Source organism: Pseudomonas sp. SCPG-7, from assembly GCF_002156405.1.
Taxonomy (GTDB): Bacteria; Pseudomonadota; Gammaproteobacteria; order Pseudomonadales; family Pseudomonadaceae; genus Aquipseudomonas; species Aquipseudomonas parakoreensis.
On sequence record NZ_MVOO01000001.1, the window covers coordinates 417,805 to 442,690 of the forward strand.

Annotated in this window: 14 protein-coding genes; 10 read left to right on the forward strand and 4 right to left on the reverse strand. The window is 61.5% G+C overall.

What is annotated here, in order from left to right:
• Window positions 1–5 precede the first annotated feature (5 nt).
• The 6 genes from B1722_RS02005 to B1722_RS02030 all read left to right on the forward strand — a co-directional run bounded on the left by B1722_RS02005 (window position 6) and on the right by B1722_RS02030 (window position 12,347).
• The gene (locus B1722_RS02005; protein ID WP_086791071.1) at window positions 6–1,313 is read left to right on the forward strand and encodes an MdtA/MuxA family multidrug efflux RND transporter periplasmic adaptor subunit; all 1,308 of its coding nucleotides are present in this window, start codon (window positions 6–8) and stop codon (window positions 1,311–1,313) included.
• Window positions 1,310–4,411 carry an MdtB/MuxB family multidrug efflux RND transporter permease subunit gene (locus B1722_RS02010; protein ID WP_086791072.1) on the forward strand — a complete coding sequence of 1,034 codons (3,102 nt, stop codon included), beginning with the start codon at window positions 1,310–1,312 and terminating at the stop codon, window positions 4,409–4,411. Before B1722_RS02005 ends, B1722_RS02010 begins: the two co-directional genes overlap by 4 nt.
• Before the next feature lie 136 nt (window positions 4,412–4,547).
• Entirely contained in the window at window positions 4,548–7,655 is a 3,108-nt protein-coding gene (locus B1722_RS02015) for an efflux RND transporter permease subunit (protein ID WP_041066991.1), read from the forward strand.
• The gene (locus B1722_RS02020; protein ID WP_086791073.1) at window positions 7,652–9,112 is read left to right on the forward strand and encodes an efflux transporter outer membrane subunit; all 1,461 of its coding nucleotides are present in this window, start codon (window positions 7,652–7,654) and stop codon (window positions 9,110–9,112) included. The genes B1722_RS02015 and B1722_RS02020 overlap by 4 nt, the downstream gene beginning before the upstream one ends.
• A 254-nt stretch (window positions 9,113–9,366) precedes the next feature.
• Window positions 9,367–11,448: a bifunctional diguanylate cyclase/phosphodiesterase gene (locus B1722_RS02025; protein ID WP_086791074.1), complete on the forward strand. Its 2,082-nt coding sequence runs from the start codon at window positions 9,367–9,369 to the stop codon at window positions 11,446–11,448.
• A gap of 152 nt (window positions 11,449–11,600) precedes the next feature.
• Entirely contained in the window at window positions 11,601–12,347 is a 747-nt protein-coding gene (locus B1722_RS02030; RefSeq protein WP_047294160.1) for an SDR family oxidoreductase, read from the forward strand.
• 79 nt (window positions 12,348–12,426) lie between these two features.
• On the opposite strand, the gene mapR is transcribed toward B1722_RS02030, so the two are convergent.
• The 3 genes from mapR to B1722_RS02045 all read right to left on the reverse strand — a co-directional run bounded on the left by mapR (window position 12,427) and on the right by B1722_RS02045 (window position 15,879).
• Window positions 12,427–13,836 carry a GntR family transcriptional regulator MpaR gene (gene mapR, locus B1722_RS02035; RefSeq protein ID WP_008087199.1) on the reverse strand — a complete coding sequence of 470 codons (1,410 nt, stop codon included), beginning with the start codon at window positions 13,834–13,836 and terminating at the stop codon, window positions 12,427–12,429.
• A gap of 168 nt (window positions 13,837–14,004) precedes the next feature.
• Window positions 14,005–15,435: a cytochrome c oxidase accessory protein CcoG gene (gene ccoG / locus B1722_RS02040; protein WP_086791522.1), complete on the reverse strand. Its 1,431-nt coding sequence runs from the start codon at window positions 15,433–15,435 to the stop codon at window positions 14,005–14,007.
• A gap of 195 nt (window positions 15,436–15,630) precedes the next feature.
• Window positions 15,631–15,879 (reverse strand): DUF3203 family protein, encoded by a 249-nt coding sequence (locus B1722_RS02045; protein WP_041067006.1) that lies wholly within the window; start codon window positions 15,877–15,879, stop codon window positions 15,631–15,633.
• A gap of 123 nt (window positions 15,880–16,002) precedes the next feature.
• On the opposite strand from B1722_RS02045, the gene B1722_RS02050 reads away from it, so the two are divergent.
• Window positions 16,003–16,515 carry an MgtC/SapB family protein gene (locus B1722_RS02050; protein WP_086791075.1) on the forward strand — a complete coding sequence of 171 codons (513 nt, stop codon included), beginning with the start codon at window positions 16,003–16,005 and terminating at the stop codon, window positions 16,513–16,515.
• A 116-nt stretch (window positions 16,516–16,631) separates the two neighbouring features.
• On the opposite strand, the gene B1722_RS29520 is transcribed toward B1722_RS02050, so the two are convergent.
• On the reverse strand, window positions 16,632–16,790 hold the full coding sequence (locus B1722_RS29520; protein WP_008087190.1) for a hypothetical protein: 159 nt from the start codon (window positions 16,788–16,790) through the stop codon (window positions 16,632–16,634).
• A gap of 217 nt (window positions 16,791–17,007) precedes the next feature.
• Here B1722_RS29520 and B1722_RS02055 point away from each other — a divergent pair, with 217 nt between their 5' ends.
• The 3 genes from B1722_RS02055 (at window position 17,008) to glgB (ending at window position 24,764) form a co-directional block, all read left to right on the forward strand.
• Window positions 17,008–19,005 (forward strand): alpha-1,4-glucan--maltose-1-phosphate maltosyltransferase, encoded by a 1,998-nt coding sequence (locus B1722_RS02055; RefSeq protein WP_086791076.1) that lies wholly within the window; start codon window positions 17,008–17,010, stop codon window positions 19,003–19,005.
• Between the two features lie 183 nt (window positions 19,006–19,188).
• Entirely contained in the window at window positions 19,189–22,530 is a 3,342-nt protein-coding gene (gene treS / locus B1722_RS02060; protein WP_086791077.1) for a maltose alpha-D-glucosyltransferase, read from the forward strand.
• Window positions 22,531–22,532: 2 nt separating this feature from the next.
• Entirely contained in the window at window positions 22,533–24,764 is a 2,232-nt protein-coding gene (glgB, locus tag B1722_RS02065; RefSeq protein WP_086791078.1) for a 1,4-alpha-glucan branching protein GlgB, read from the forward strand.
• Window positions 24,765–24,886: the final 122 nt, after the last annotated feature.

The following is a 24,886-nucleotide window of genomic DNA, read 5'->3' on the forward strand; positions in this document are numbered from 1 at the left end:
GCCCAATGGTTAATCAATCCATGCAATCGTCCCCTCGCAACGCCCGTCGCTGGCTGATCAGCCTGCTCGTCCTGTTGGTCATCGCCGTCCTGTGCTGGAAGTTCTGGCCCGCCGGTTCGGCCCACAAGGAGGGCGCCGACAGGACGGCGAGCGGTCATGCCGGGCGTTCGGGGATGATGCGGCCGGGCTTCGGCGGCGCGGCCGGGCCGATTCCGGTGCGGGTGGCCCCGGCGGTCACGGGCGACTTCCCGCTGTATTACAAGGCGCTGGGCACGGTGACCGCGCTCAACACCATCAACGTGCGCAGCCGGGTCGGCGGCGAGTTGGTGAAGATCAATTTCGAAGAAGGACAGATGGTCAAGGCCGGCGACTTGCTGGCAGAGATCGATCCGCGTCCGTACCAGAACGCCTTGCTCCAGGCTGAAGGCACCTTGCTGCAGAACCAGGCGCAGTTGAAAAATGCGCAGGTCGACGTCGAGCGTTATCGCGGCCTGTACAAGGAAGACAGCATTGCCAAGCAAACCCTGGACACCGCCGAAGCACTGGTCGGCCAGTACCTGGGCACGGTCAAGACCAATCAGGCGGCGGTCAACGACGCCAAGCTGAATCTCGAATTCACCAAGATCCGCGCACCGATTGCCGGTCGCGTCGGTCTGCGTCAGGTCGACGTCGGCAACCTCGTTGCGGCCAACGACACCACGTTCCTTGCAGTGATCACTCAGACCCAACCGATCAGCGTGGTCTTCACCCTGCCGGAAAACAGTCTCGAAACCGTATTGGCGCGCTACCACAGCGGCGCCAAACTGCCGGCCGAGGCATGGGATCGCGGCGATACCAAGATCCAGGCCAGCGGCGTCCTGCAAAGTCTCGACAACCAGATCGACGTCGCCACCGGCACCCTGAAATTCAAGGCCCGTTACGATAACCGCGACCAGTCGCTGTTCCCCAATCAGTTCGTCAACGTCCATCTGCTGGCCGATACCTTGAAAGGCGTGGTACTGGCACCGTCGGCGGCGATTCAGTTCGGCACCAACGGCACGTTCGTTTACGCATTGGACGGCGACAAGAAAGTCACCATCCGCCAACTGAAGATCGGCGCCAGTGACGGCACCAACACCGTGGTCACCGAAGGCCTCGCCGCGGGCGATCGCGTGGTGCTGGAAGGCACCGACCGTCTGAAGGAAGGCAGTGAAGTGGAAGTGGTCAACGACAGCAATGACGTGCCGACCACCCCGACCGGCCACCTGCAAGGCAAACCCGCCGCCAGTGCACCGGACGCTGCCGCGGCTGACAAGGCCAAGAAGGGCGCATGAACATTTCGCGGCTGTTCATCCTCCGTCCGGTAGCCACCACCCTGAGCATGCTGGCCATTGTTCTGGCCGGCCTGATTGCCTATCGCTTGCTGCCAGTCTCGGCGTTGCCGCAGGTCGATTACCCGACCATTCGCGTCATGACCCTGTACCCCGGCGCCAGTCCCGACGTGATGACCAGTGCCGTCACCGCGCCGCTCGAACGTCAGTTCGGGCAGATGCCGGGCCTGACGCAAATGGCCTCGACCAGCTCCGGCGGCGCTTCGGTGCTGACCCTGCGTTTCAGCCTCGACATCAACATGGACGTCGCCGAACAGCAGGTGCAGGCCGCGATCAACGCCGCGACTAACCTGCTGCCGACAGACTTGCCGGCACCGCCGGTGTACAACAAGGTCAACCCGGCGGACACCCCGGTGCTGACCCTGGCGATCACTTCGAAAACCATGCTGCTGCCCAAGCTCAATGACCTGGTCGACACGCGCATGGCGCAGAAGATCGCCCAGATCAGCGGCGTCGGCATGGTCAGTATTGCCGGCGGTCAGCGTCAGGCGGTGCGGATCAAGGTCAACCCGGAAGCATTGGCGGCGAACAGCCTGAACCTGGAAGACGTGCGCACCCTGATCGGTGCGTCCAACGTCAACCAGCCGAAAGGTAACTTCGACGGCCCGACCCGGGTCTCGATGCTCGATGCCAACGACCAGCTGACGTCGCCCAAGGACTACGCCAACCTGATTCTCGCCTACAAGAATGGCGCGCCGCTGCGCCTGAAGGATGTGGCGGAAATCGTCGACGGCGCCGAGAACGAACGTCTCGCCGCTTGGGCCAACCAGAATCAGGCCGTGCTGCTGAACATCCAGCGTCAGCCGGGCGCCAACGTGATCGAGGTGGTCGACCGGATCAAGGCCTTGCTGCCGAGCATCACCGACAACCTGCCGGCCGGCCTCGACGTCACCGTACTCACCGATCGCACCCAGACCATCCGCGCCTCGGTCACCGACGTGCAGCACGAACTGCTGATCGCCATCGCGTTGGTGGTGATGGTGACGTTCCTGTTTCTGCGGCGTGCCAGTGCGACGATCATCCCTTCGGTGGCGGTGCCGCTGTCGCTGATCGGTACGTTTGGCGTGATGTACCTGGCCGGCTTCTCGGTCAACAACCTGACCTTGATGGCGCTGACCATCGCGACCGGTTTCGTGGTCGACGACGCGATCGTGATGCTGGAAAACATCGCGCGCTTCATCGAGGAGGGCGACAGCCCGATGCAGGCGGCACTCAAAGGCGCCAAGCAGATCGGTTTCACCCTGATTTCCCTGACCCTGTCGCTGATCGCGGTACTGATTCCGTTGTTGTTCATGGCTGACGTGGTCGGGCGGCTGTTCCGCGAGTTCGCCATCACCCTGGCGGTGGCGATCCTGATTTCGCTGGTGGTTTCGCTGACGTTGACGCCGATGATGTGCGCACGCCTGCTCAAGCGAGAGCCAGAAGCCCACGAGCAGGGCCGTTTCTACCGGGCCAGCGGCGGCTTCATCGACTGGATGATCGCCGCCTACGGGCGCAAGTTGCAGTGGGTGCTCAAACACCAGCCGCTGACCCTGTTGGTGGCCATCGGGACGCTGGCACTGACCGTGTTCCTGTACATGGTGGTGCCCAAGGGCTTCTTCCCGGTACAGGACACCGGGGTGATCCAGGGTATTTCCGAAGCACCGCAGTCGATTTCCTTCGCGGCGATGGGCGAGCGTCAGCAGGCGCTGGCCAAGGTGATTCTTGAAGATCCGGCGGTGGAGAGTCTGTCGTCCTACATCGGTGTCGACGGCGACAACGCCACGCTCAACAGCGGTCGTCTGCTGATCAACCTCAAGCCTCACGGCCAGCGTGACCTGAGCGCCACCGAGGTGATCGCGCGCCTGCAGCCGCAACTGGACAAACTGGTCGGCATCCGTCTGTTCATGCAACCGGTGCAGGATTTGACCATCGAGGATCGGGTCAGCCGTACCCAGTACCAGTTCAGCATGTCCTCACCGGACGCCGAATTGCTCAGCCAGTGGAGCGGGCGTCTGGTCGAAGCCTTGGCGCAGCAACCGGAATTGACCGACGTTGCCAGCGACTTGCAGGACAAAGGCTTGCAAGTCTATCTGGTGATCGACCGCGATGCGGCTTCACGCCTCGGCGTTTCGGTGCAGAACATCACCGATGCGCTGTATGACGCATTCGGCCAGCGGCAGATCTCGACCATTTACACCCAGGCCAGCCAGTACCGCGTGGTGCTGCAGGCACAGGCCGGGGAGAAAATCGGGCCGGCGGCGCTGGACCAGATTCACGTCAAGACCACTGACGGTGCGCAGGTGCGCCTGTCGAGTCTGGCCCATGTCGAGGAGCGTCAGGCGCAACTGGCGATCACCCACATCGGCCAGTTCCCGGCGGTGATGATGTCGTTCAACCTGGCGCCCGGCGTGGCGCTGGGGCATGCGGTGGACATCATCGAACAGGTGCAGAAGGACATCGGCATGCCGATTGGCGTGCAGACCCAGTTCCAGGGCGCGGCCGAGGCATTCCAGGCCTCGCTGTCGAGCACCTTGCTGCTGATTCTGGCGGCGGTGGTGACCATGTACATCGTACTCGGCGTGCTTTACGAAAGTTACATTCACCCGATCACCATCCTCTCGACCCTGCCGTCGGCGGCGGTCGGCGCCTTGCTGGCGTTGCTGCTCAGCGGCAATGACCTGGGCATGATCGCGATCATCGGCATCATCCTGCTGATCGGCATCGTCAAGAAGAACGCGATCATGATGATCGACTTCGCCCTCGACGCCGAACGCACCCAGGGCATGGCGCCGGAACAGGCGATCTATCAGGCGGCGCTGCTGCGCTTCCGGCCGATTCTGATGACGACGCTGGCGGCGCTGTTCGGCGCCGTGCCGTTGATGCTCGCCACCGGTTCCGGGGCTGAACTGCGTCAGCCATTGGGTCTGGTGATGGTCGGCGGTCTGCTGGTGAGTCAGGTGCTGACGCTGTTCACCACGCCGGTGATCTACCTGTACTTCGATCGCCTCGGTCGGCGCTTTGGCAAGACCAATGCCGACCGTGATGAGGTGGCTGTATGAATTTGCAGCACCAAATGACCTGTGGGAGCGAGCTTGCTCGCGAAAGCGGTAAGTCAGTCACTGACGATGTTGGATGTGCCGGCCTCTTCGCGAGCAAGCTCGCTCCCACAGGGGTTGGTGGTTGGAGCTGGCCTGAATGAACCTCTCCGGTCCTTTCATCAAGCGCCCGGTCGCGACCATGCTCCTGAGCCTGGCGATCATGTTGCTGGGCGGTGTCAGTTTCGGTCTGTTGCCGGTATCGCCGCTGCCGCAAATGGATTTCCCGGTGATCGTGGTCCAGGCCAGTCTGCCCGGTGCCAGTCCCGAAGTGATGGCGTCCACGGTGGCGACGCCGCTGGAACGCTCGTTCGGCGCGATTGCCGGCGTCAACACCATGAGCAGCCGTTCCAGCCAGGGTTCGACCCGGGTCATTCTGCAATTTGACCTCGACCGCGACATCAACGGCGCGGCGCGCGAGGTGCAGGCAGCCATCAACGCTTCGCGCAACCTGTTGCCGAGCGGGATGCGCAGCATGCCGACCTACAAGAAGGTCAACCCGTCGCAGGCGCCGATCATGGTGCTGTCGCTGACCTCGGACGTGTTGGAAAAAGGCCAGCTCTACGACCTGGCCTCGACCATCCTGTCGCAGAGCCTGTCCCAGGTGCAGGGCGTGGGTGAGGTGCAGATCGGTGGCAGTTCGCTGCCGGCGGTGCGTATCGAACTCGAACCGCAGGCGCTGAACCAGTACGGCGTGGCGCTCGACGATGTACGCAAGACCATCGCCGCGGCCAACGTACGCCGGCCCAAGGGCTCGGTCGAAGACGGCGAGCGCCTGTGGCAGATCCAGGCCAACGACCAGTTGGAGAAAGCCAAGGATTACGAGTCGCTGATCATCCATTACAAGGACGGCGCGGCTCTGCGTCTGAAGGACGTGGCCAAGGTCAGCGACGGCGTCGAAGACCGTTACAACAGCGGTTTCTTCAACGATGATGCGGCGGTGCTGCTGGTGATCAACCGCCAGGCCGGCGCCAACATCATCGAGACGGTCAACGAGATCAAGGCGCAGTTGCCGGCCTTGCAAGCGGTGCTGCCGGCCAGCGTGAAGCTGAATCTGGCGATGGACCGCTCGCCGGTGATCAAGGCCACGCTGCACGAAGCGGAAATGACCTTGCTGATCGCTGTGGCGCTGGTGATTCTGGTGGTGTTCCTGTTCCTGGGTAACTTCCGCGCCTCGCTGATTCCGACGCTGGCGGTGCCGGTGTCGCTGGTCGGCACGTTCGCGGTGATGTACCTCTACGGTTTTTCACTGAATAACCTGTCGCTGATGGCGTTGATTCTGGCTACAGGGCTGGTGGTGGACGATGCCATCGTGGTGCTGGAAAACATTTCCCGGCACATCGACGAAGGCGTCAAACCGATGCAGGCCGCGTACCTCGGGGCCAAGGAAGTCGGTTTTACCTTGTTGTCGATGAACGTGTCGCTGGTGGCGGTGTTCCTGTCGATCCTGTTCATGGGCGGTATTGTCGAAAGCCTGTTCCGCGAGTTTTCCATCACCCTGGCGGCGGCGATCGTGGTGTCGCTGGTGGTCTCGCTGACGCTGACGCCGATGCTCTGCGCGCGCTGGCTCAAGCCGCATACGCCGGGCCAGGAAAACCGTTTGCAACGCTGGAGCCGCAAGACCAACGACTGGATGGTCGGCAAATATGCGACCAGCCTCGACTGGGTGTTGCGCCACCGCCGCCTGACCTTGCTCAGCCTGATCATCACCGTAGGTGTCAACGTCGCGCTGTACGTGGTGGTGCCGAAGACGTTCATGCCGCAGCAGGACACCGGCCAGTTGATCGGTTTCGTGCGGGGCGACGACGGCCTGTCGTTCAGCGTGATGCAGCCGAAAATGGAAACCTTCCGCCGCGCCGTGCTCAAGGACGAAGCGGTCGAGAGCGTGGCCGGGTTCATCGGTGGCACCAACGGCACCAATAACGCGTTCATGCTGGTGCGCCTAAAGCCAATCAAGGAACGCAACCTGTCGGCGCAGAAAGTCATCGAACGCCTGCGCAAGGAGATGCCCAAGGTCCCCGGCGCCCAGTTGATGCTGATGGCGGATCAGGACCTGCAGTTCGGCGGCGGCCGCGAACAGACCACCTCGCAATACAGCTACATCCTGCAAAGCGGGGACCTGGGCGCCCTGCGCGAGTGGTACCCGAAAGTGGTGACCGCGCTGCGCGCACTGCCGGAGCTGACTGCGATTGATGCCCGCGAAGGACGCGGTGCGCAGCAGGTGACGCTGATCGTCGACCGCGATCAGGCCAAGCGCCTCGGGGTCGACATGAACATGGTCACGGCGGTGCTGAACAACGCCTACAGCCAGCGGCAGATTTCGACCATCTACGACAGCCTCAACCAGTATCAGGTGGTGATGGAGGTCAATCAGAAGTACGCGCAGGATCCGGTCACCCTCAATCAGGTGCAGGTGATTACCGCTGACGGTGCGCGGATTCCGTTGTCGACCATTGCCCATTACGAAAACAGCCTGGAGGACGACCGCGTCAGCCACGAAGGCCAGTTCGCCTCCGAAAGCATTGCCTTCGACATGGCCGAAGGGGTGACTGTGGAGCAGGGCAGTGCCGCCATCGAGCGGGCGATTGCCAAGGTCGGTCTGCCGGAAGACGTGATCGCGAAAATGGCCGGCACCGCCGATGCCTTTGCCGCGACGCAGAAGAGCCAGCCGTTCATGATCCTCGGTGCATTGCTCGCGGTGTATCTGGTGCTCGGTGTGCTATATGAAAGCTACATTCACCCGCTGACGATTCTTTCGACCTTGCCGTCGGCCGGGGTCGGCGCGTTGCTCTCGATCTACGCGCTGGGCGGCGAGTTCAGCCTGATTTCGCTGCTCGGATTGTTCCTGCTGATCGGGGTGGTGAAGAAAAACGCCATTCTGATGATCGACCTGGCTCTGCAACTGGAACGCCATCAGGGCCTGTCGCCGCTGGAGTCGATCCGCAGCGCCTGTCTGCAACGGCTGCGGCCGATTCTGATGACCACCCTGGCGGCAATCCTCGGTGCCTTGCCGCTGTTGCTCAGCCGTGCGGAAGGCGCGGAAATGCGCCAGCCCCTGGGTTTGACCATCATCGGCGGCCTGATCTTCAGTCAGGTCCTGACCCTTTACACCACGCCTGTGGTTTACCTCTATCTCGACAAGCTGCGCCATCGCTTCAACAAGTGGCGTGGCGTGCGTACTGACGCTGCTCTGGAAACTCCGCTATGACCGACCGTTCGCTTCTCAATCTGGCCACTGCGCGCGGTTCGCGCCTGTTGAGCCTGTCGCTGTGCGTGGCGATGCTCAGTGCCTGCGCCGTCGGCCCGGACTATCAGCGCCCGCAGACTGCCGAGGTTGCACAGTACAAAGAGGCCGAGGGCTGGCGCCAGGCCAATCCGAGTGACGCGCTGGCGCGCGGTGCCTGGTGGGAGTTGTATGGCGATCAGCAGCTCAATGGCCTGATCGAGAAACTCAACAGCTCCAACCAGACCGTGGCGCAATCCGAAGCGCAGTACCGTCAGGCCCAGGCCTTGGTGCGCAGTGCCCGTGGGGCGTTTTACCCCAGTGTCGACCTGAGCGTGGGCAAGACCCGCTCCAGTCAGGGCACCGGCAGCAGCAGTTCGAGCCTGAGCAGTTCTTCCAGCGGGATTCGCGATACCTACAACGCGCAGTTGGGCGTGAGTTGGGAAGCGGATATCTGGGGCAAATTGCGCCGAGGCCTGGAGGCCAACGAGGCCAGCGCCCAGGCGAGCTTCGCCGATCTGGCCGCGATGCGTCTGAGCCAGCAGTCGGAACTGGTGCAGAACTACCTGCAACTGCGGGTGATCGATCAGCAGAAACGCTTGCTTGAGGCCACGGTCGCGGCCTACGAGAAATCCCTGCAAATGACCCAGAACCAGTACCGCGCCGGGATCTCCGGGCGCGATGCGGTGGCGCAGGCACAGACCCAGTTGAAAACCACCCAGGCCGATCTGGTGGACCTGATCTGGCAACGGGCGCAATTCGAAAATGCCATCGCCGTGCTCACCGGGCAGGCGCCGGCCGAGTTCAGCATCGCCGAGACCCAGAACATCCCGAACCTGCCGCAGATTCCTCTGAGCCTGCCGTCGCAGTTGCTGGAGCGCCGCCCGGACATCGCCTCGGCGGAGCGCTCGGTGATCGCTGCCAACGCCAATATCGGTGTGGCCAAAGCCGCGTATTACCCGGATCTGACGTTGAGCATGAGCGGCGGCTACAGCAGCAGTACCTCGAAAAATCTTTTGACCATACCCAACCGTTTCTGGTCGGTCGGGCCGAAACTGGACTTGCCGATCTTCGACGGTGGCATCCGTTCGGCCGAGGTTGACCGTACCGAGGCGGTGTACGACCAGACTGTCGCCAAGTACCGCCAGACGGTGCTCGATGGTTTCCGTGAAGTGGAAAACTATCTGGTGCAACTGAAGGTGTATGAAGACGAGGCGGCGGTGCGTCAGGAAGCACTGGATGCGGCGCGCGACTCGCTGCGTCTGACCCAGAATCAGTACAAGGCCGGCTTGATTGCCTACATCGATGTGGTTGTGGTGCAAGCCACGGCGCTGAGCAACGAGCGCACTGTGCTCAATATCCTGCAGAGCCGGCTGATCGCCAGTGTGCAATTGATTGCAGCGCTGGGTGGCGGCTGGGACGGTCAACTGGCCACCGAATAAATCGTGTAGGAGCTGCGGCACGCTGAGATCTTTTGATCTTAAAAAAACAAGGTCAAAAGATCGCAGCGTGCCGCAGCTCCTACAGGTTGTGATGGTTGCTCCAGAGCCTCGCAAAACCATCAAACAAGCGTTTCATCGGGTTGATGGCAAAATGATTACTTTGTCAGTGCGTTCTTCCGCGCAATCAGTACAATCGCCGCATTTGCCCGGCCGAGAATGGACGCAGTACGGTGCGGGTGGTCGCGAGAATCTTCATGCTCATCGGTAATTATTCCTTCACCCTGGTTTTCATTTCTTTGTGTGTGGCGATCCTCGCGTCCTACACCGCGCTCGACCTGACCGGGCGCATTGCCAGTGCCCGTGGGCGCGCGGTGCATTTCTGGACGGCGGGCGGCGCACTGGCAATGGGGGTTGGCGTCTGGTCGATGCATTTCATCGGCATGCTGGCGTTCAAGTTGCCGATCGAACTGGGCTACGACATTCCGGTGACCGCGCTGTCGCTGCTGATTGCCGTTCTGTCGTGCGGGTTTGCCCTGTGGCTGGTCAGCCAGCCGAAACTGCCGATTCTGCAGTTGGGTTTTGGTGCCTTGATCATGGGCGCCGGCATCAGCGCCATGCATTACACCGGCATGGCGGCACTGCGCATGACGCCGGGCATCGATTACGACCCGACCCTGTTCGGCGCCTCATTGCTGATTGCGGTCGGTGCTTCGGCGGCGGCGTTATGGATCGCCTTTCGCCTGCGCCAGCACTCGCCTTATGTGCGCCTGATTCGCGGCGGTGCGGCAATCATCATGGGCATTGCCATTGTCGGCATGCACTACACCGGCATGGCTGCGGCGCAGTTTCCCGCAGGCAGTTTCTGCGGCGCGACGCTCGCCGGCCTCAAGGGTAACGGCCTCGACAATCTGGTGCTGATCACCACGCTGGCGGTGCTGTCGATCGCCTTGCTGACCTCGATTCTCGATGCTCGCCTCGAAGCACGCACCGCCGATCTGGCGCATTCGCTGACCCTGGCCAACCGTGAGCTGACGCAACTGGCGTTGCACGATACCCTGACGGGCCTGCCGAACCGCATGCTGCTGGACGACCGGATCAATCAGGCGATGAAGAAGGTCGAGGAGCAGGGCGGCTGTTTTGCGTTGATGTTCATCGATCTGGACGGTTTCAAACCAGTCAACGATGCCTTTGGCCACCACATGGGCGACCAGTTGCTGCGCGAAGTCGGGGTGCGCCTGCGTGAGGATTTACGCAGTCAGGACACGCTGGCGCGAATTGGCGGCGACGAGTTCGTACTGCTGGTGCGTCTGACCGAGCCCAACGATGCCCTGAGCCTGGCAGCGCGCCAGGTCGGCCTGATCGGCCAGTCATTTCGCGTGGCCGAGCATGAGTTGCAGATTTCCGCCAGCGTCGGCATCGCCCTGTACCCGGGTAATGGCCAGAGCGCTCAGGAACTGCTGATGAACGCCGATGCGGCGATGTATCACGCCAAGGGCGGCGGTAAAAACGGCTACAGCTTCTTCGATGCCTCGATGAACAGCAACGCACGCAAGCAGCTGCAGCTGCTGCAAGATCTGCGCGCCGCGCTGGAGCACCGGCAGTTCAGCCTGTATTTCCAGCCCAAATTCGACGCTGCCAGCGGTCGTCCGGTGGGGGCCGAAGCGTTGCTGCGCTGGCAGCATCCGACCCAGGGCATGTTGCTGCCGGACAAGTTCATCGATCTGGCGGAGAAGACTGGCCTGATCATCGCCATCGGCGACTGGGTGCTCAACGAGGCCTGCCGGCAGATGCGCGAATGGTATGTGCTCGGTTACACCGACTGGCGCATTGCAGTGAACCTCTCGGCGTTACAGTTCTGCCACGCGGGGCTGGTACAGAGCGTGGCCCGGGCGCTGGCCACGCATCATTTGCCGGCCAACAGCCTGACGCTGGAAATCACTGAAACCACGGCCATGAGTGACGCCGATGCCAGCATGACGGTGTTGCAGGAGTTGTCGGACATGGGCGTCGACCTGTCGATCGACGACTTCGGTACCGGCTATTCGAGCCTGATGTACCTCAAGCGTTTGCCGGCCAACGAACTGAAGATCGACCGAGGGTTTGTCCGCGATCTGGAGCACGACAGCGATGACGCGGCCATCGTCTCGGCGATTGTGGCGCTGGGGCAGGCACTCGGTTTGCGCATTGTTGCCGAGGGCGTGGAGACTGGCGTACAGCAGGACTTCCTCACGCAGTTGGGCTGTGATTCGTTGCAGGGCTATCTGTTGGGCCATCCGATGCCGGCTGACGCGTTCATGCAGAACCTCACCCGTGGAAAGGCTCAGGCGGCTGTCTGACTGCAAACGGTGGCGAGGGAGCAAGCTCCCTCACCACAAAAAACATCTCAGTCTCATGCAGGGTTTTGTCTTGGACAGAGCCCATGCAAAACCGCCCAATGACGGTTATTCTTCACCCCGACTGTCACGTGTGCATTGGGGGAAGGGCCAGCATGGATAAAGTCATGGTAATCACCGGTGGCGGGCGCGGAATCGGCGCCGCTACGGCGTTGTTGGCTGCCGGGCAGGGCTATCGGATCTGCATCAACTATCAGTCGGATGAACAGGCCGCGCAAAGCGTGCTGGAGCAAGTGCGGGCGCTGGGGGCGCAAGCCATTGCGGTGCGCGCCGATGTCAGCATCGAAGACGAAGTCATCGCACTGTTTCACCGGGTCGACACCGAGCTGGGACGGGTCACCGCACTGGTGAACAATGCGGGCACCGTCGGCCATAAGTCGCGGGTCGATGAAATGTCCGAATTCCGCATTCTCAAAATCATGAAAACCAACGTCCTGGCGCCGATCCTCTGCGCCAAGCACGCGATCCTGCGCATGTCGCCCAAGCACGGCGGGCAGGGTGGCAGCATCGTCAACGTCTCCTCGGTCGCCGCACGCCTGGGCTCGCCGAACGAGTACGTCGACTACGCCGCGTCCAAAGGCGCGCTCGACACCTTCACCATCGGTCTGTCCAAGGAAGTGGCGGGCGAGGGCATTCGCGTCAACGCGGTGCGTCCGGGCTACATCTACACCGACTTCCATGCGCTGAGCGGCGATCCGGATCGGGTCAGCAAGCTTGAGTCGGCGATTCCGATGGCTCGGGGCGGGCGCCCGGATGAAGTGGCGGAGGCGATTGTCTGGTTGCTGTCGGACAAGGCTTCTTATGCGACGGGGACGTTTGTTGATCTGGGTGGTGGGCGTTGATCTTTGGGATTTGTGCTGGCTGATCTGGCCTCATCGCTGGCTTGCCAGCGATAGGGCCAGCACAGGCAATATCGGGCTGTCAGAACGACCGCACAATCCGCCCCAGCGTCTCCATCGCCTTTTCCGAATCTTCGGTCCACGGGCTGCCGTAATTCAAGCGAATACAATTCCTGAAGCGCTGGGTTGGCGAGAAGATCGGCCCTGGCGCGATGCTGATGCCCTGCGCCAATGCCATCTGAAACAACTTCAAGGAATCCATCTGCGGCGGCAATTCCAGCCACAAAAAGTAGCCCCCCGCCGGCTGGCTGACCCGGGTCTGCGCCGGGAAGTAGCGGGCAATCGCCGCGAGCATCGCGCTTTGCTGTTCTTCCAAGGCATAGCGCAGTTTGCGCAGATGGCGGTCGTAGCCACCGTGTTGCAGGTAGTCGGCAATCGCCGCTTGCGCCGGCATTGAAGCGCACAGCGAGGTCATCAGTTTCAGCCGTTCGATTTTCTGTGCATAGCGCCCGGCAGCGACCCAGCCAATGCGGTAGCCGGGGGCCAGACTCTTGGCGAACGAACCGCAGTGCATCACCAGCCCTTCGGTGTCGAACGCCTTGGCCGGTTTCGGTGCCTGCTGACCATAATAGAGTTCGGCGTAGACATCGTCCTCGATCAGCGGCACCTGATGTCGGCGCAGCAGTTCCACCAGTTCCTGTTTCTTCGCCTCGGGCATGGTCGCGCCCATCGGGTTCTGGAAACTGGTCATGCACCAGCAGGCCTTGATCGGATGGCGTTCCAGGGTCTGGGCGAGCACGCCGAGGTCGATGCCATCGCGCGGGTGCACGGGGATTTCCACGGCTTTGAGTTTCAAGCGCTCCAGCACTTGCAGGCTGGCGTAGAACGCCGGGGCTTCGATGGCCACCAGATCGCCCGGTTCGGTCACTGCTTGCAGGCACAGGTTCAGCGCTTCGAGGGCGCCGTTGGTGATCAGCAGTTCTTCCATGGGCAGCATCAGCCCGCCGACCATGTAGCGCAGGGCAATCTGCCGACGCAGTTGCGGATTACCCGGCGACATGTCGGTGACCACCATGCGCGGGTCCATCTCCCGCGCTGCACTGGCCAGCGAGCGCGACAGACGCTGCAACGGGAACAGGGTCGGGCTGGGGAACGCCGAGCCGAAGGGCACGGTGCTCGGGTCCTTGATCGATTCGAGCACCGAGAACACCAGTTCGCTGACGTCGACTTCGGTGGAGTCGTTGACGTGGCTACTGATCACCGGCTCGGAAAACGGACTCGGCGCGTGGGTGTTGACGAAGTAGCCGGAGCGCGGCCGCGCGCGGATCAGACCGCGACGTTCGAGCAGGTAATAGGCCTGGAACACCGTGGACGGGCTGACCCCGTAAGTCTGGCTGGCGTAGCGCACCGACGGCACTCGCTGCCCGGGGCCGAGGACGCCGGAGCGGATCAGTTCAGCGATGTCGTCGGCGAATTTTTCGTAGCGTTTCATCGGTATCCCGCGATGGACTGAATTCGGATTGCTTTTTGTGACGAGGGAGCTTGCTCCCGCTGGGCTGCGCAGCGGCCCCATAAGCTTGTGAGTGCTGCGCACTCAAGCGGGAGCAAGCTCCCTCGCCACAGGTATCGCAGTGTCAAAAGAGAGCTGCATCTTAAAGGTTCAGCGATTCATCGGCGCCACAAACCTGCTTCTCGCCACGCTATAAATCTGCGGCTCGTCGCTGTCGGCGATCTTGAAGCTCAAGGTCTGCGAGCTGCTGGCCGGGCGTTCTGTGGTCATCGCCACCGATACCGGCACATCGACAATCTCACCCGGCGCCAGGCTCAGTTCGGTCTTGCCCTGTAACTGGAAGCCCTCGCCATCCACCAGGCTCAGGGTGTAGTCCTGGCGCTGCTGGGTCTTGTTGATCACCTTCAGGGTGTAGATGTTTTCGATCTGTCCCTGACCGTTCTCGCGGAACAGTCCGCGATCCTTGGTCACGTCCAGCGAGACCATGGGCCGTTCGACCAAAGCCAGTGCCAGTGCGCCGATCATCACCAGCAGCACCGCGACGTAGCCGATCAGCCTTGGCCGCAGCAGGTGGGTCTTGCCACCCTGCAATTCGCGCTCGGAACTGTAGCGGATCAAGCCGCGCGGGTAATTCATTTTGTCCATGATCGAATCGCAGGCGTCGATGCACGCCGCGCAGCCGATGCATTCCATCTGCAAACCGTCGCGGATGTCGATGCCGGTCGGGCAGACCTGCACGCACAAATGGCAATCGATGCAATCGCCGAGACCGGCTTCGGCGGGCTTCACGTCGCGTTTGCGCGGGCCACGGTTTTCGCCACGGGCCGCGTCATAGGAAATCGCCAGGGTGTCCTTGTCGAACATCACGCTCTGGAATCGCGCATACGGGCACATGTGCATGCACACCGCTTCGCGCAACCAGCCGGCGTTGATGTACGTGGCAGCGGTGAAGAACAACACCCAGAACAGGCTGACCCCGCCGATCTGCAGGGTGAACAGCTCTTCGGCCAGCGGGCGAATCGGTGTGAAGTAGCCGACGAAGGTCAGCCCGGTCATCACGCTGATCGCCAGCCACAAGGTGTGCTTGGCGGCGCGCCGCGCCAGTTTGTTCAGGCCCCACGGCGCTGCTTGCAGTTTGATGCGCTGGTTGCGCTCGCCTTCGGTGACTTTCTCGCACCACATGAAAATCCATGTCCACGAGCTCTGCGGACAGGTGTAACCGCACCAGACCCGGCCAGCGAACACGGTGATGGCGAACAGACCGAACGCAGCAATGATCAGCAGCGCCGAGAGCAGGATGAAATCCTGTGGCCAGAAGGTCGCGCCGAAGATGTGGAATTTGCTTTCGGCGAGGTCCCACAGTACGGCCTGACGACCGCCCCAGTTCAACCACACGGTGCCGAAAAACAGCAAAAACAGAAACCCTGCGCCGCTGATGCGCAGGCGGCGGAACAGCCCGGTGAAACTGCGCGTGTGGATCTGCTTGTCGGTGGAGCCGGCCTTCGCCTTCATTGGGCGACCTGGCACATTTTTAATGGTGGGGCTTGCTTCTACGGTTCGGACGGGGATTTGTTCGCTCATGGTCATTCGCTCATCAGCCTCCATCAGGCGAACGAACTATGAGCGCCGATCTGTTTGCATAACAGACTCAGCTATTTGAATAAAAAGCGGATCAGATGGCGTCTGAGCGACGCCCTGCGACAACTTGAAGCAGCCCGCACGCGCAGGCGCAAACGCCTATCGCAGGCGTCTGCACCGGGTGTTGATCAGGGTCAGTCAAATCACCGAATCACTCTCGTCAGCCTTCAGGTGCTTGCGGCCGTCTTTCGCGCCGGCGACGGTCAAGGCATCGGCCTCTGCTTCAGTGATGTAAACGCGCCGGCTTTCAATTTCCACGAACGACATGGCTTTTTCGCTATCCGTTTTGACTTCCAGGGTGTCGCAGATACGAATTTCTTCGCCATTTTCGACGGTGAAAAAACACACTTTTGATTCGGGGTTGGATTCATCGATTCGAACGGGCATGAGGCTGTCCTTTTTTTCATGGGTACCTGAGAGGTTAGGGCGCGCGCGTGGCCGATCGTTCTGCGCAACTGATTAATGGTCGCTGCTGTCCATCCATTAACGACAAATAAAAAGGACGGAGCGATGAACGCTTGGTGGCATGAAGTGTGGGTAACGCTGCAAGCGGAGTTCGCCGATGTCGGCGACGCTTCGCAACTGACGCGCATCACCGTGCGCCTGCTGATGGCGGCGGTGCTCGGCGGGATTCTTGGTTTCGAACGTGAGCACAAAGGCAAGGCCGCCGGGGTGCGCACGCACATGTTGGTGGCACTCGGCGCTGCGCTGTTTGTGCTGGTGCCGCAAACCAGCGGGGCGGAGTCCGATGCCATGAGCCGGGTGTTGCAGGGCGTGATCGCCGGGATCGGTTTTCTTGGCGCCGGAACCATCCTGAAAAACAAGGAAGGCGATGAGGGCCATGTCAAAGGACTGACCACTGCAGCCGGGTTGTGGATGACGGCGGCGATCGGCGTGGCGGCGGGGTTGGGCAGGGAAGCGACTGCACTGCTCAGCACGTTGTTGGCGTTGGGGATTTTCAGCGTAATGCCACGGGTGGTCAGGTTGTTCGAGAAAGAAGACGAGAAAAACCAGCATCTGTGAACACCGCGAACAACCTGTAGGAGCTGCCGCAGGCTGCGATCTTTTGACTTTGATTTTTAAAAACAAGATCAAAAGATCGCAGCCTGCGGCAGCTCCTACAGGGGGGGACGTGTTGCTCAGAGGATGACGGGCGGCATCGTTGTCGGCGGTTCTTCCTTCGGCGGTGGCGTGGTGCCTGGGGGTTCCTGCTCGGGAATCGGCTGCGGTTCGGTCTCGGGCAAGGTGGGTTTGTCGATGTTCGGATCAGGCGTTTCTGCCGGGATCGGGATGTTCATCTGTAGACCTCCGTGTGGCACATGGCGTGAGAAGTGCTTAAGTGGATTGACCACCTGCTGGCGAATTCGATCCGCTTTTTTGCCCAGGCAAATCCCTGTGAACTTTTCCCCGCGCCGGTCGCTCGGAACCTAAGTGAGTTCATGTCGGGGCCGGTGCCTCCTTGTGGACACGGATCCGGCACAAGAGCGTCCTTGGGGCGTAAAGGAGAGAGGCTCGATGTCCGCTGAAAAACCTTCAGAGCAGAGCTACAACCCGCACATGCCGCTGTCGCAGGCGTTGCTGCTGCCGCGCATCGTGATCGAAAACACCATGCCGACCCTCGATGGCGGGCAGTTTGCTGTGAAGTCGATCGTCGAGCGTGACGTGATCGTCACCAGCAAGGTCTTTGCCGACGGCCACGACAAGCTGGCGGTGCGCATCCGCTGGCTCGCGGAGGGCGAAGAGAGCTGGCACAGCGAGGTGATGAACGAGCTGGGCAATAACAGTTGGCAGGGGCAGTTTCGTCCCGAACGCCAGGGTCGCTACCTGTATTGCATCGAAGCGTGGATTGATCACTTCGCCAGTTTCCAGTACGAACTGGAGAAAAAGCACAACGCCGCCGTCCCGGTGTCGCTCGAACTGCAGGAAGGGCGCAGCATGGTGCTGCAGGCCGCCGAGCGCAGCGACGGTCAGCTCAGCGAACAACTCGCCGCACTGCATCATGAATTGTCCGGTCTGCTCGAAACCGAGCAGGTGGCGCTGTTTCTGCACTCGCGCAGTGCGCAATTGATGGCGCAGGCCGATCACCGTGCCTATCTGAGCTTGAGTGCCGAATTCCCGGTGGATGTTGAACGGGAACTGGCCGAGTTTGCCAGTTGGTATGAGCTGTTTCCGCGCTCGATCACCGACGATCCCAAGCGTCACGGCACGTTCAACGACGTGCACGCGCGCCTGCCGATGATTCAGGACATGGGTTTTGACGTGTTGTATTTCACGCCGATCCACCCCATCGGCCGCGCCCATCGCAAGGGTCGCAACAATTCCCTGACCGCAGGTCCCGAGGATCCCGGTAGCCCGTACGCGATCGGGAGCGAGGAGGGTGGGCACGAAGCGATTCACTCGCAGCTCGGCACCCGCGAAGACTTCCGCCGGTTGGTTGCCGCCGCCGCTGAGCATGGTCTGGAGATCGCCCTCGATTTCGCCATCCAGTGTTCCCAGGATCACCCGTGGCTCAAGCAGCATCCGGGCTGGTTCAACTGGCGCCCGGACGGCACGATCAAATACGCGGAAAACCCGCCGAAGAAATACCAGGACATCGTCAACGTCGACTTCTATGCGCCTGACGCGATCCCCAGTCTGTGGGTCGAGCTGCGCGATATCGTGGTCGGTTGGGTCAACGAAGGCGTGAAGATCTTTCGCGTCGACAATCCGCACACCAAACCGCTGCCGTTCTGGCAATGGCTGATTGCCGATGTGCGGGCGCTGCACCCGGAAGTGATCTTCCTCGCCGAGGCGTTCACCACGCCGGCGATGATGGCGCGGCTGGGCAAGGTCGGTTACAGCCAGAGCTACACCTATTTCACCTGGCGTAATACCAAGTCCGAGTTGGCGACCTATTTCACTGAGCTCAATGAGTCGCCATGGCGTGAATGCTACCGGCCGAACTTCTTCGTCAACACGCCGGACATCAACCCGGCGTTCCTGCATGAGTCGGGGCGTCCGGGCTTTCTCATTCGCGCGGCGCTGGCGACCATGGGTTCGGGCCTGTGGGGCATGTATTCCGGTTATGAGCTGTGTGAATCGGCGCCGGTGCCGGGCAAGGAGGAATACCTTGATTCGGAGAAGTACGAGATCCGCGTCCGCGACTTCAATGCACCCGGCAACATCATTGCCGAAATTGCCCAGCTCAATCGCATCCGCCGGCAGAACCCGGCGCTGCACACGCACCTGGGCCTGAAAATCTACAACGCCTGGAACGACAACATTTTGTATTTCGGCAAGCGCAGCTTTGATGGCAGCAATTTCATTCTGGTGGCGGTGAGCCTCGATCCGCACAACGTGCAGGAAGCCAATTTCGAATTGCCGCTGTGGGAGATGGGCCTGCCCGACGATGCAACCACCCACGGTGAGGACTTGATGAACGGGCATCGCTGGGACTGGCACGGCAAGTATCAGTTCATGCGCATTGACCCGGCGTACCAGCCGTTCGGGATCTGGCGGATTACTGCCGCTTAAGGTCGTGCACAGAACCTTGTGGCGAGGGAGCTTGCTCCCGCTCGGCTGCGCAGCAGTCGTAACCCAAGTGAATGCGGTGCATCAGAACAAATGCAATGGGGCTGCTTCGCAACCCAGCGGGAGCAAGCTCCCTCGCCACAGGTATTAGCCGCGTGGCTTTCCAGAATTGAACAGGAGTTTCACATGGCGAAGAAACCCAAGGCAGCCACCTTTATCAAAGACCCGCTCTGGTACAAGGATGCGGTGATCTATCAAGTTCACGTCAAATCGTTTTTCGACTCCAACAATGACGGGATCGGCGACTTTCCCGGCCTGATCGCCAAACTCGACTACATCGCCGAACTCGGCGTCAACACCATCTGGCTGTTGCCGTTCTACCCGTCGCCACGCCGGGATGACGGTTACGACATCGCCGAATACCGCGGCGTGCACAGCGACTACGGGACCATGGCCGACGCCAAGCGCTTCATCGCCGAGGCGCACAAACGTGGCTTGCGGGTGATCACCGAGCTGGTCATCAACCACACCTCCGATCAGCACCCGTGGTTCCAGCGGGCGCGCAAGGCCAAACCCGGCTCGGCGGCGCGGGACTTCTATGTGTGGTCGGATGACGATCAGAAGTACGACGGCACCCGGATCATCTTTCTCGACACCGAAAAGTCCAACTGGACCTGGGATCCGGTCGCCGGCCAATACTTTTGGCACCGCTTCTATTCGCACCAGCCCGACCTCAACTTCGACAACCCGCAAGTGATGAAAGCCGTGTTGTCGGTGATGCGCTACTGGCTGGACATGGGCATCGACGGTCTGCGCCTTGACGCCATTCCGTACCTGATCGAACGCGACGGCACCAATAATGAAAACCTGCCCGAGACCCATGACGTCCTCAAGCAGATCCGGGCCGAGATCGACGCCAACTACCCGGACCGCATGCTGCTGGCCGAGGCCAACCAATGGCCGGAAGACACTCAGCTGTACTTCGGCGACACCGATGCCGAGGGCGTCAACGGTGACGAATGCCACATGGCCTTTCACTTCCCGCTGATGCCGCGCATGTACATGGCGCTGGCCCAGGAAGATCGCTTCCCGATCACCGACATTCTGCGGCAAACCCCGGAAATTCCTGCCAATTGCCAGTGGGCGATTTTCTTGCGCAATCACGATGAGCTGACGCTGGAGATGGTCACCGATAAAGAGCGCGACTACCTGTGGAACTACTACGCCGCTGACCGTCGCGCGAGGATCAACCTTGGCATTCGTCGGCGTCTGGCACCGTTGATGGAGCGTGATCGTCGCCGCGTCGAGTTGCTCAACAGCCTGCTGCTGTCGATGCCCGGCACGCCGACCCTGTATTACGGCGACGAAATCGGCATGGGCGACAACATTTACCTCGGCGACCGCGACGGCGTGCGTACGCCGATGCAATGGTCGATTGACCGCAATGGCGGTTTCTCCCGCGCCGATCCGGCGAGCCTGGTGCTACCACCGATCATGGACCCGCAATACGGTTACCTGTCGGTGAACGTCGAAACCCAGGCCGGTGATCCGCATTCGCTGCTCAACTGGACGCGGCGCATGCTCGCCGTGCGCAAGCAGTCCAAGGCCTTCGGGCGCGGCACGCTGAAGATGCTCTCGCCGAGCAACCGACGCATCCTGGCCTACACCCGCGAGTTCACCGACGCTGACGGCAAGCACGAAATCATTCTTTGCGTGGCCAACGTCTCGCGCAGCGCGCAGGCAGCAGAACTCGATCTGTCGGCCTACGTCGGCATGGTCCCGGTGGAGATGCTTGGCGGTAACGCGTTCCCGCCCATCGGCCAGTTGAACTTCCTGCTGACCCTGGCGCCGTATGGCTTCTATTGGTTCGCCCTCGCGGCGGAAAACCAGATGCCGAGCTGGCACGTGGAACCGGCGCAGAGCCTGCCGGACTTCACCACCCTGGTGCTGAAAAAACGCATGGAAGAACTGCTTGAAGCGCCGACCCGCAACACCCTGGAGCAGAGCATCCTGCCGAGCTGGCTGCAGAACCGCCGCTGGTTCGCCGGCAAGGACGCGGCCATCGAGCAGGTCAATCTGGCCTACGGCGTGCGTTTTGGCGATGCGCAGCATCCGGTGCTGCTCAGCGAGATCGAAGTCACCAGCGCCGGGCAGCCCAGCCGCTATCAACTGCCGTTCGGGTTTATCTCGGAAGATCAGGTCGGGGCGGCGCTGCCGCAGCAATTGGCCTTGTCCCGAGTACGCCGCGGACGTCAGGTGGGGCTGATCACTGATGCGTTCAGCCTCGAAACGTTTGTGCACGCCGTGCTGCAAGGCATGCAGAGCAGCACCGTGCTCAACTCCGAACAGGGCGAGATACGTTTCGCACCGACTGCGCAGCTGGAAAAACTTGGCCTCGGCGCTGAATCCGAGGTGCGTTATCTGTCGGCCGAGCAGTCGAACAGTTCGGTGGTGATCGGCAATAGCCTGGTGCTGAAGCTGATCCGCAAAGTCGCCTCGGGGGTGCACCCGGAACTGGAAATGAGCGCCTACCTGACCGAGGCCGGGTTCGAGAACATCTCGCCGCTGCTGGGTTCGGTGATTCGCCGTGATGCCCAAGGCGAAGACAATCTGCTGATGATCGCCCAAGGCTATCTGAGCAATCAGGGCGATGCCTGGGAATGGACGCAGAACAACCTCGAACGGGCGCTGCGCGATGAACTGGCCGACGCCATGTCCGAGCAGGAACAGCATTACAACGCCCTCGGCGAGCTCAAGGACTTTGCCGGCATGCTCGGCCAGCGTCTGGGCGAAATGCATCAAGTACTCGCGGCGCCGAGCGACAATCCCGATTTCGCCCCGCAAACCAGCAGTGCCAAAGACGCCCAAGCCACCGGCAAGGACGTTGCCGCGCAGGTCGAGCATGCGCTGAAGCTGCTCAAGCAACATCAAAGTCATCTGAGCGCGGCGGATCAGAAAATGGTCGCGCGGCTGCTGGACAACAAAAAAATCATCCTCGGCCATGTGCAGGAACTCGCGCAGAAAGCCGTGGGCGGCCTGCGCATTCGGGTCCACGGTGACCTGCACCTGGGCCAAGTGCTGGTGATCAAGGGCGATGCCTATCTGATCGACTTCGAAGGTGAACCGGCGCGGCCGCTGCACGAACGGCGTGGCAAACACAGTCCGTACAAGGACGTCAGCGGCGTGCTGCGGTCCTTCGATTACGCGGCGGCCATGACCATCAACGTGCATAACGTCGATCACAGTGCGGAGTCGGAAGCGGCCCGGCATCGGGTTGCCGAGCGCTACCTGCGTGAGGCACGCGAGACATTTGTTCAGGCATATCGCCAAGCGGCGGCTAGTCTTGATCATGCCTGGCAGGATCCTGCGGGTGCCGACGCAGCGCTCGCGCTGTTCGGCCTGGAGAAGGCGGCCTATGAAGTGGCCTATGAAGCCGAAAATCGCCCCACGTGGCTGCCCGTGCCGTTGCACGGTTTGTATGGGTTATTGACGGGGCTTAAACCCTTTTCCGATCTTGGTGGAGAGTAGTCATGAGTGTCTCAAACAAGGAACAGGGTCACGCTAAAGAAGCGTTATTGCCGACGGCGCAAGACATCGACGCGTTGGTACGTGCGGAACATCACGACCCGTTTTCCATTCTCGGCCCGCACGGTGATGGTGCCGGCGGGCAGTTCATCCGCGCCTATTTGCCGGGTGCGTTGAAAGTTGAAGTGCTGGACAAGGACAGCGGTGAAGAACGTGGCGAACTGACCGCCACCGAAACCCCGGGGCTGTTTGTCGGGCACTTCGCCCAGGCCCGGCCCTATCTGCTGCGCACGCGCTGGGCCGGCGGCGAGCAAGTGGCGGAAGATCCGTACAGCTTCGGCCAGTTGCTCGGCGAAATGGATTTGTATCTGTTCGCTGAAGGCAATCACCGCGACCTCAGCAGTTGCCTCGGCGCGCAACTGACCACGGTCGATGGCGTCGACGGTGTGCGTTTTGCCGTGTGGGCGCCGAATGCCCGGCGGGTGTCGGTGGTCGGTGATTTCAACGTGTGGGACGGTCGCCGCCATCCGATGCGCCTGCGCCATCCGTCCGGGGTCTGGGAGTTGTTCATTCCACGCCTGCAAGCGGGGGAGTTGTACAAGTACGAAATCCTCGGCGCCCACGGCATCCTGCCGCTGAAGGCCGACCCGATGGCGCTGGCCACCAGCCTGCCGCCGGACACCGCGTCGAAAGTCGCCGCGCTGCTGCAGATCAACTGGCAGGATCAGGACTGGATGAACGGCCGCCGCGAGCGGCAGAAACATTCAGCGCCGCTGTCGATCTACGAATTGCATGCCGGCTCGTGGCAGTGCGAGCTGGACGATCTGGGCGAAGTCGCCCGTCAGTACACTTGGCCGGAGCTGGCCGAGCGGCTGATTCCTTACGTCAAGGAACTGGGCTTCACCCACATCGAACTGATGCCGATCATGGAGCACCCGTTTGGTGGTTCTTGGGGTTATCAGTTGCTCTCGCAATTCGCCCCGAGCGCCCGTTACGGCACGCCGGAGCAGTTCGGTGAGTTCGTCGACGCCTGCCACCGCGCCGATATCGGCGTGATCCTCGACTGGGTGCCAGCGCATTTTCCTACCGATACCCATGGCCTGGCGCAGTTTGACGGCACGGCGTTGTACGAATATGGCAACCCGCTGGAAGGCTTCCATCAGGACTGGGACACGCTGATCTACAACCTGGGGCGCACCGAAGTGCACGGCTACATGCTGGCGTCGGCGCTGCACTGGTTGAAGCATTTTCACGTGGATGGCCTGCGCGTCGATGCGGTGGCCTCGATGCTGTATCGCGACTATTCGCGCAAGGCCGGCGAGTGGATTCCGAACCGCCACGGCGGGCGCGAGAACCTTGAGGCGATCGATTTCCTCCGGCACTTGAACGATGTGGTCGAGCTGGAGGCGCCGGGCGCGCTGGTGATTGCCGAAGAGTCCACCGCCTGGCCGGGCGTCAGCCAGAGCACCCAGCAGGGTGGCCTCGGTTTCGCTTACAAATGGAACATGGGCTGGATGCACGATTCGCTGCATTACATTCAGCAGGACCCGGTGTACCGCGCGCACCACCACAACGAACTGAGTTTCGGTCTGGTCTACGCCTGGTCCGAGCGCTTCATCCTGCCGATCTCCCACGACGAGGTGGTGCACGGCAAGCACTCGTTGATCGACAAGATGCCCGGCGACCGCTGGCAGAAATTTGCCAACCTGCGCGCCTATCTGAGTTTCATGTGGACTCACCCGGGCAAGAAGCTGTTGTTCATGGGCTGCGAATTTGGCCAGTGGCGCGAGTGGAACCACGATCAGCAACTGGACTGGTACCTGCTGCAATATTCGGAACACAAAGGCGTGCAGAAACTGGTCGGCGACCTCAATCGCCTGTATCGCGAAGAACCGGCGCTGCACGATCAGGACGATGCGCCGCAGGGCTTCCAGTGGTTGATCGGTGATGACGCGATCAATAGCGTGTACGCGTGGCTGCGCTGGAGCAAGGACGGCAAACCGGTGCTGGTGGTCGCCAACTTCACCCCGGTGCCGCGTCAGTCGTACCGCGTCGGCGTGCCGTTTGCCGGACGCTGGAATGAACTGCTCAACAGCGATGCCGACACCTACGCCGGGTCCAACTATGGCAATGGCGGCGGGGCGTTTACCGAAGAGGTGCCGAGCCATGGGCAGTCGCTGTCGCTGGAACTGAATCTGCCGCCGCTGGCGGTGTTGATTCTCAAGCCGGAGGGCTAGTCCAGCCACCGCTAACCCTGTGGGAGCGGGCTTGCCCGCGAAGAGGTCGGAACATTCAACATCTCTGTTGCCTGATCCGCCGTCATCGCGGGCAAGCCTGCTCCCACAGGCGTTTTCGGTGA

Excerpts from the sequence above, each read along its gene's own strand:
- B1722_RS02005 (WP_086791071.1), top strand. The coding sequence starts at position 6 with ATGGTTAATCAATCCATGCAATCGTCCCCTCGCAACGCCCGTCGCTGG.
- B1722_RS02010 (WP_086791072.1), top strand. The coding sequence starts at position 1,310 with ATGAACATTTCGCGGCTGTTCATCCTCCGTCCGGTAGCCACCACCCTG.
- B1722_RS02015 (WP_041066991.1), top strand. The coding sequence starts at position 4,548 with ATGAACCTCTCCGGTCCTTTCATCAAGCGCCCGGTCGCGACCATGCTC.
- B1722_RS02020 (WP_086791073.1), top strand. The coding sequence starts at position 7,652 with ATGACCGACCGTTCGCTTCTCAATCTGGCCACTGCGCGCGGTTCGCGC.
- B1722_RS02025 (WP_086791074.1), top strand. The coding sequence starts at position 9,367 with ATGCTCATCGGTAATTATTCCTTCACCCTGGTTTTCATTTCTTTGTGT.
- B1722_RS02030 (WP_047294160.1), top strand. The coding sequence starts at position 11,601 with ATGGATAAAGTCATGGTAATCACCGGTGGCGGGCGCGGAATCGGCGCC.
- mapR (WP_008087199.1), bottom strand. The coding sequence starts at position 13,836 with ATGAAACGCTACGAAAAATTCGCCGACGACATCGCTGAACTGATCCGC.
- ccoG (WP_086791522.1), bottom strand. The coding sequence starts at position 15,435 with ATGAGCGAACAAATCCCCGTCCGAACCGTAGAAGCAAGCCCCACCATT.
- B1722_RS02045 (WP_041067006.1), bottom strand. The coding sequence starts at position 15,879 with ATGCCCGTTCGAATCGATGAATCCAACCCCGAATCAAAAGTGTGTTTT.
- B1722_RS02050 (WP_086791075.1), top strand. The coding sequence starts at position 16,003 with ATGAACGCTTGGTGGCATGAAGTGTGGGTAACGCTGCAAGCGGAGTTC.
- B1722_RS29520 (WP_008087190.1), bottom strand. The coding sequence starts at position 16,790 with ATGAACATCCCGATCCCGGCAGAAACGCCTGATCCGAACATCGACAAA.
- B1722_RS02055 (WP_086791076.1), top strand. The coding sequence starts at position 17,008 with ATGTCCGCTGAAAAACCTTCAGAGCAGAGCTACAACCCGCACATGCCG.
- treS (WP_086791077.1), top strand. The coding sequence starts at position 19,189 with ATGGCGAAGAAACCCAAGGCAGCCACCTTTATCAAAGACCCGCTCTGG.
- glgB (WP_086791078.1), top strand. The coding sequence starts at position 22,533 with ATGAGTGTCTCAAACAAGGAACAGGGTCACGCTAAAGAAGCGTTATTG.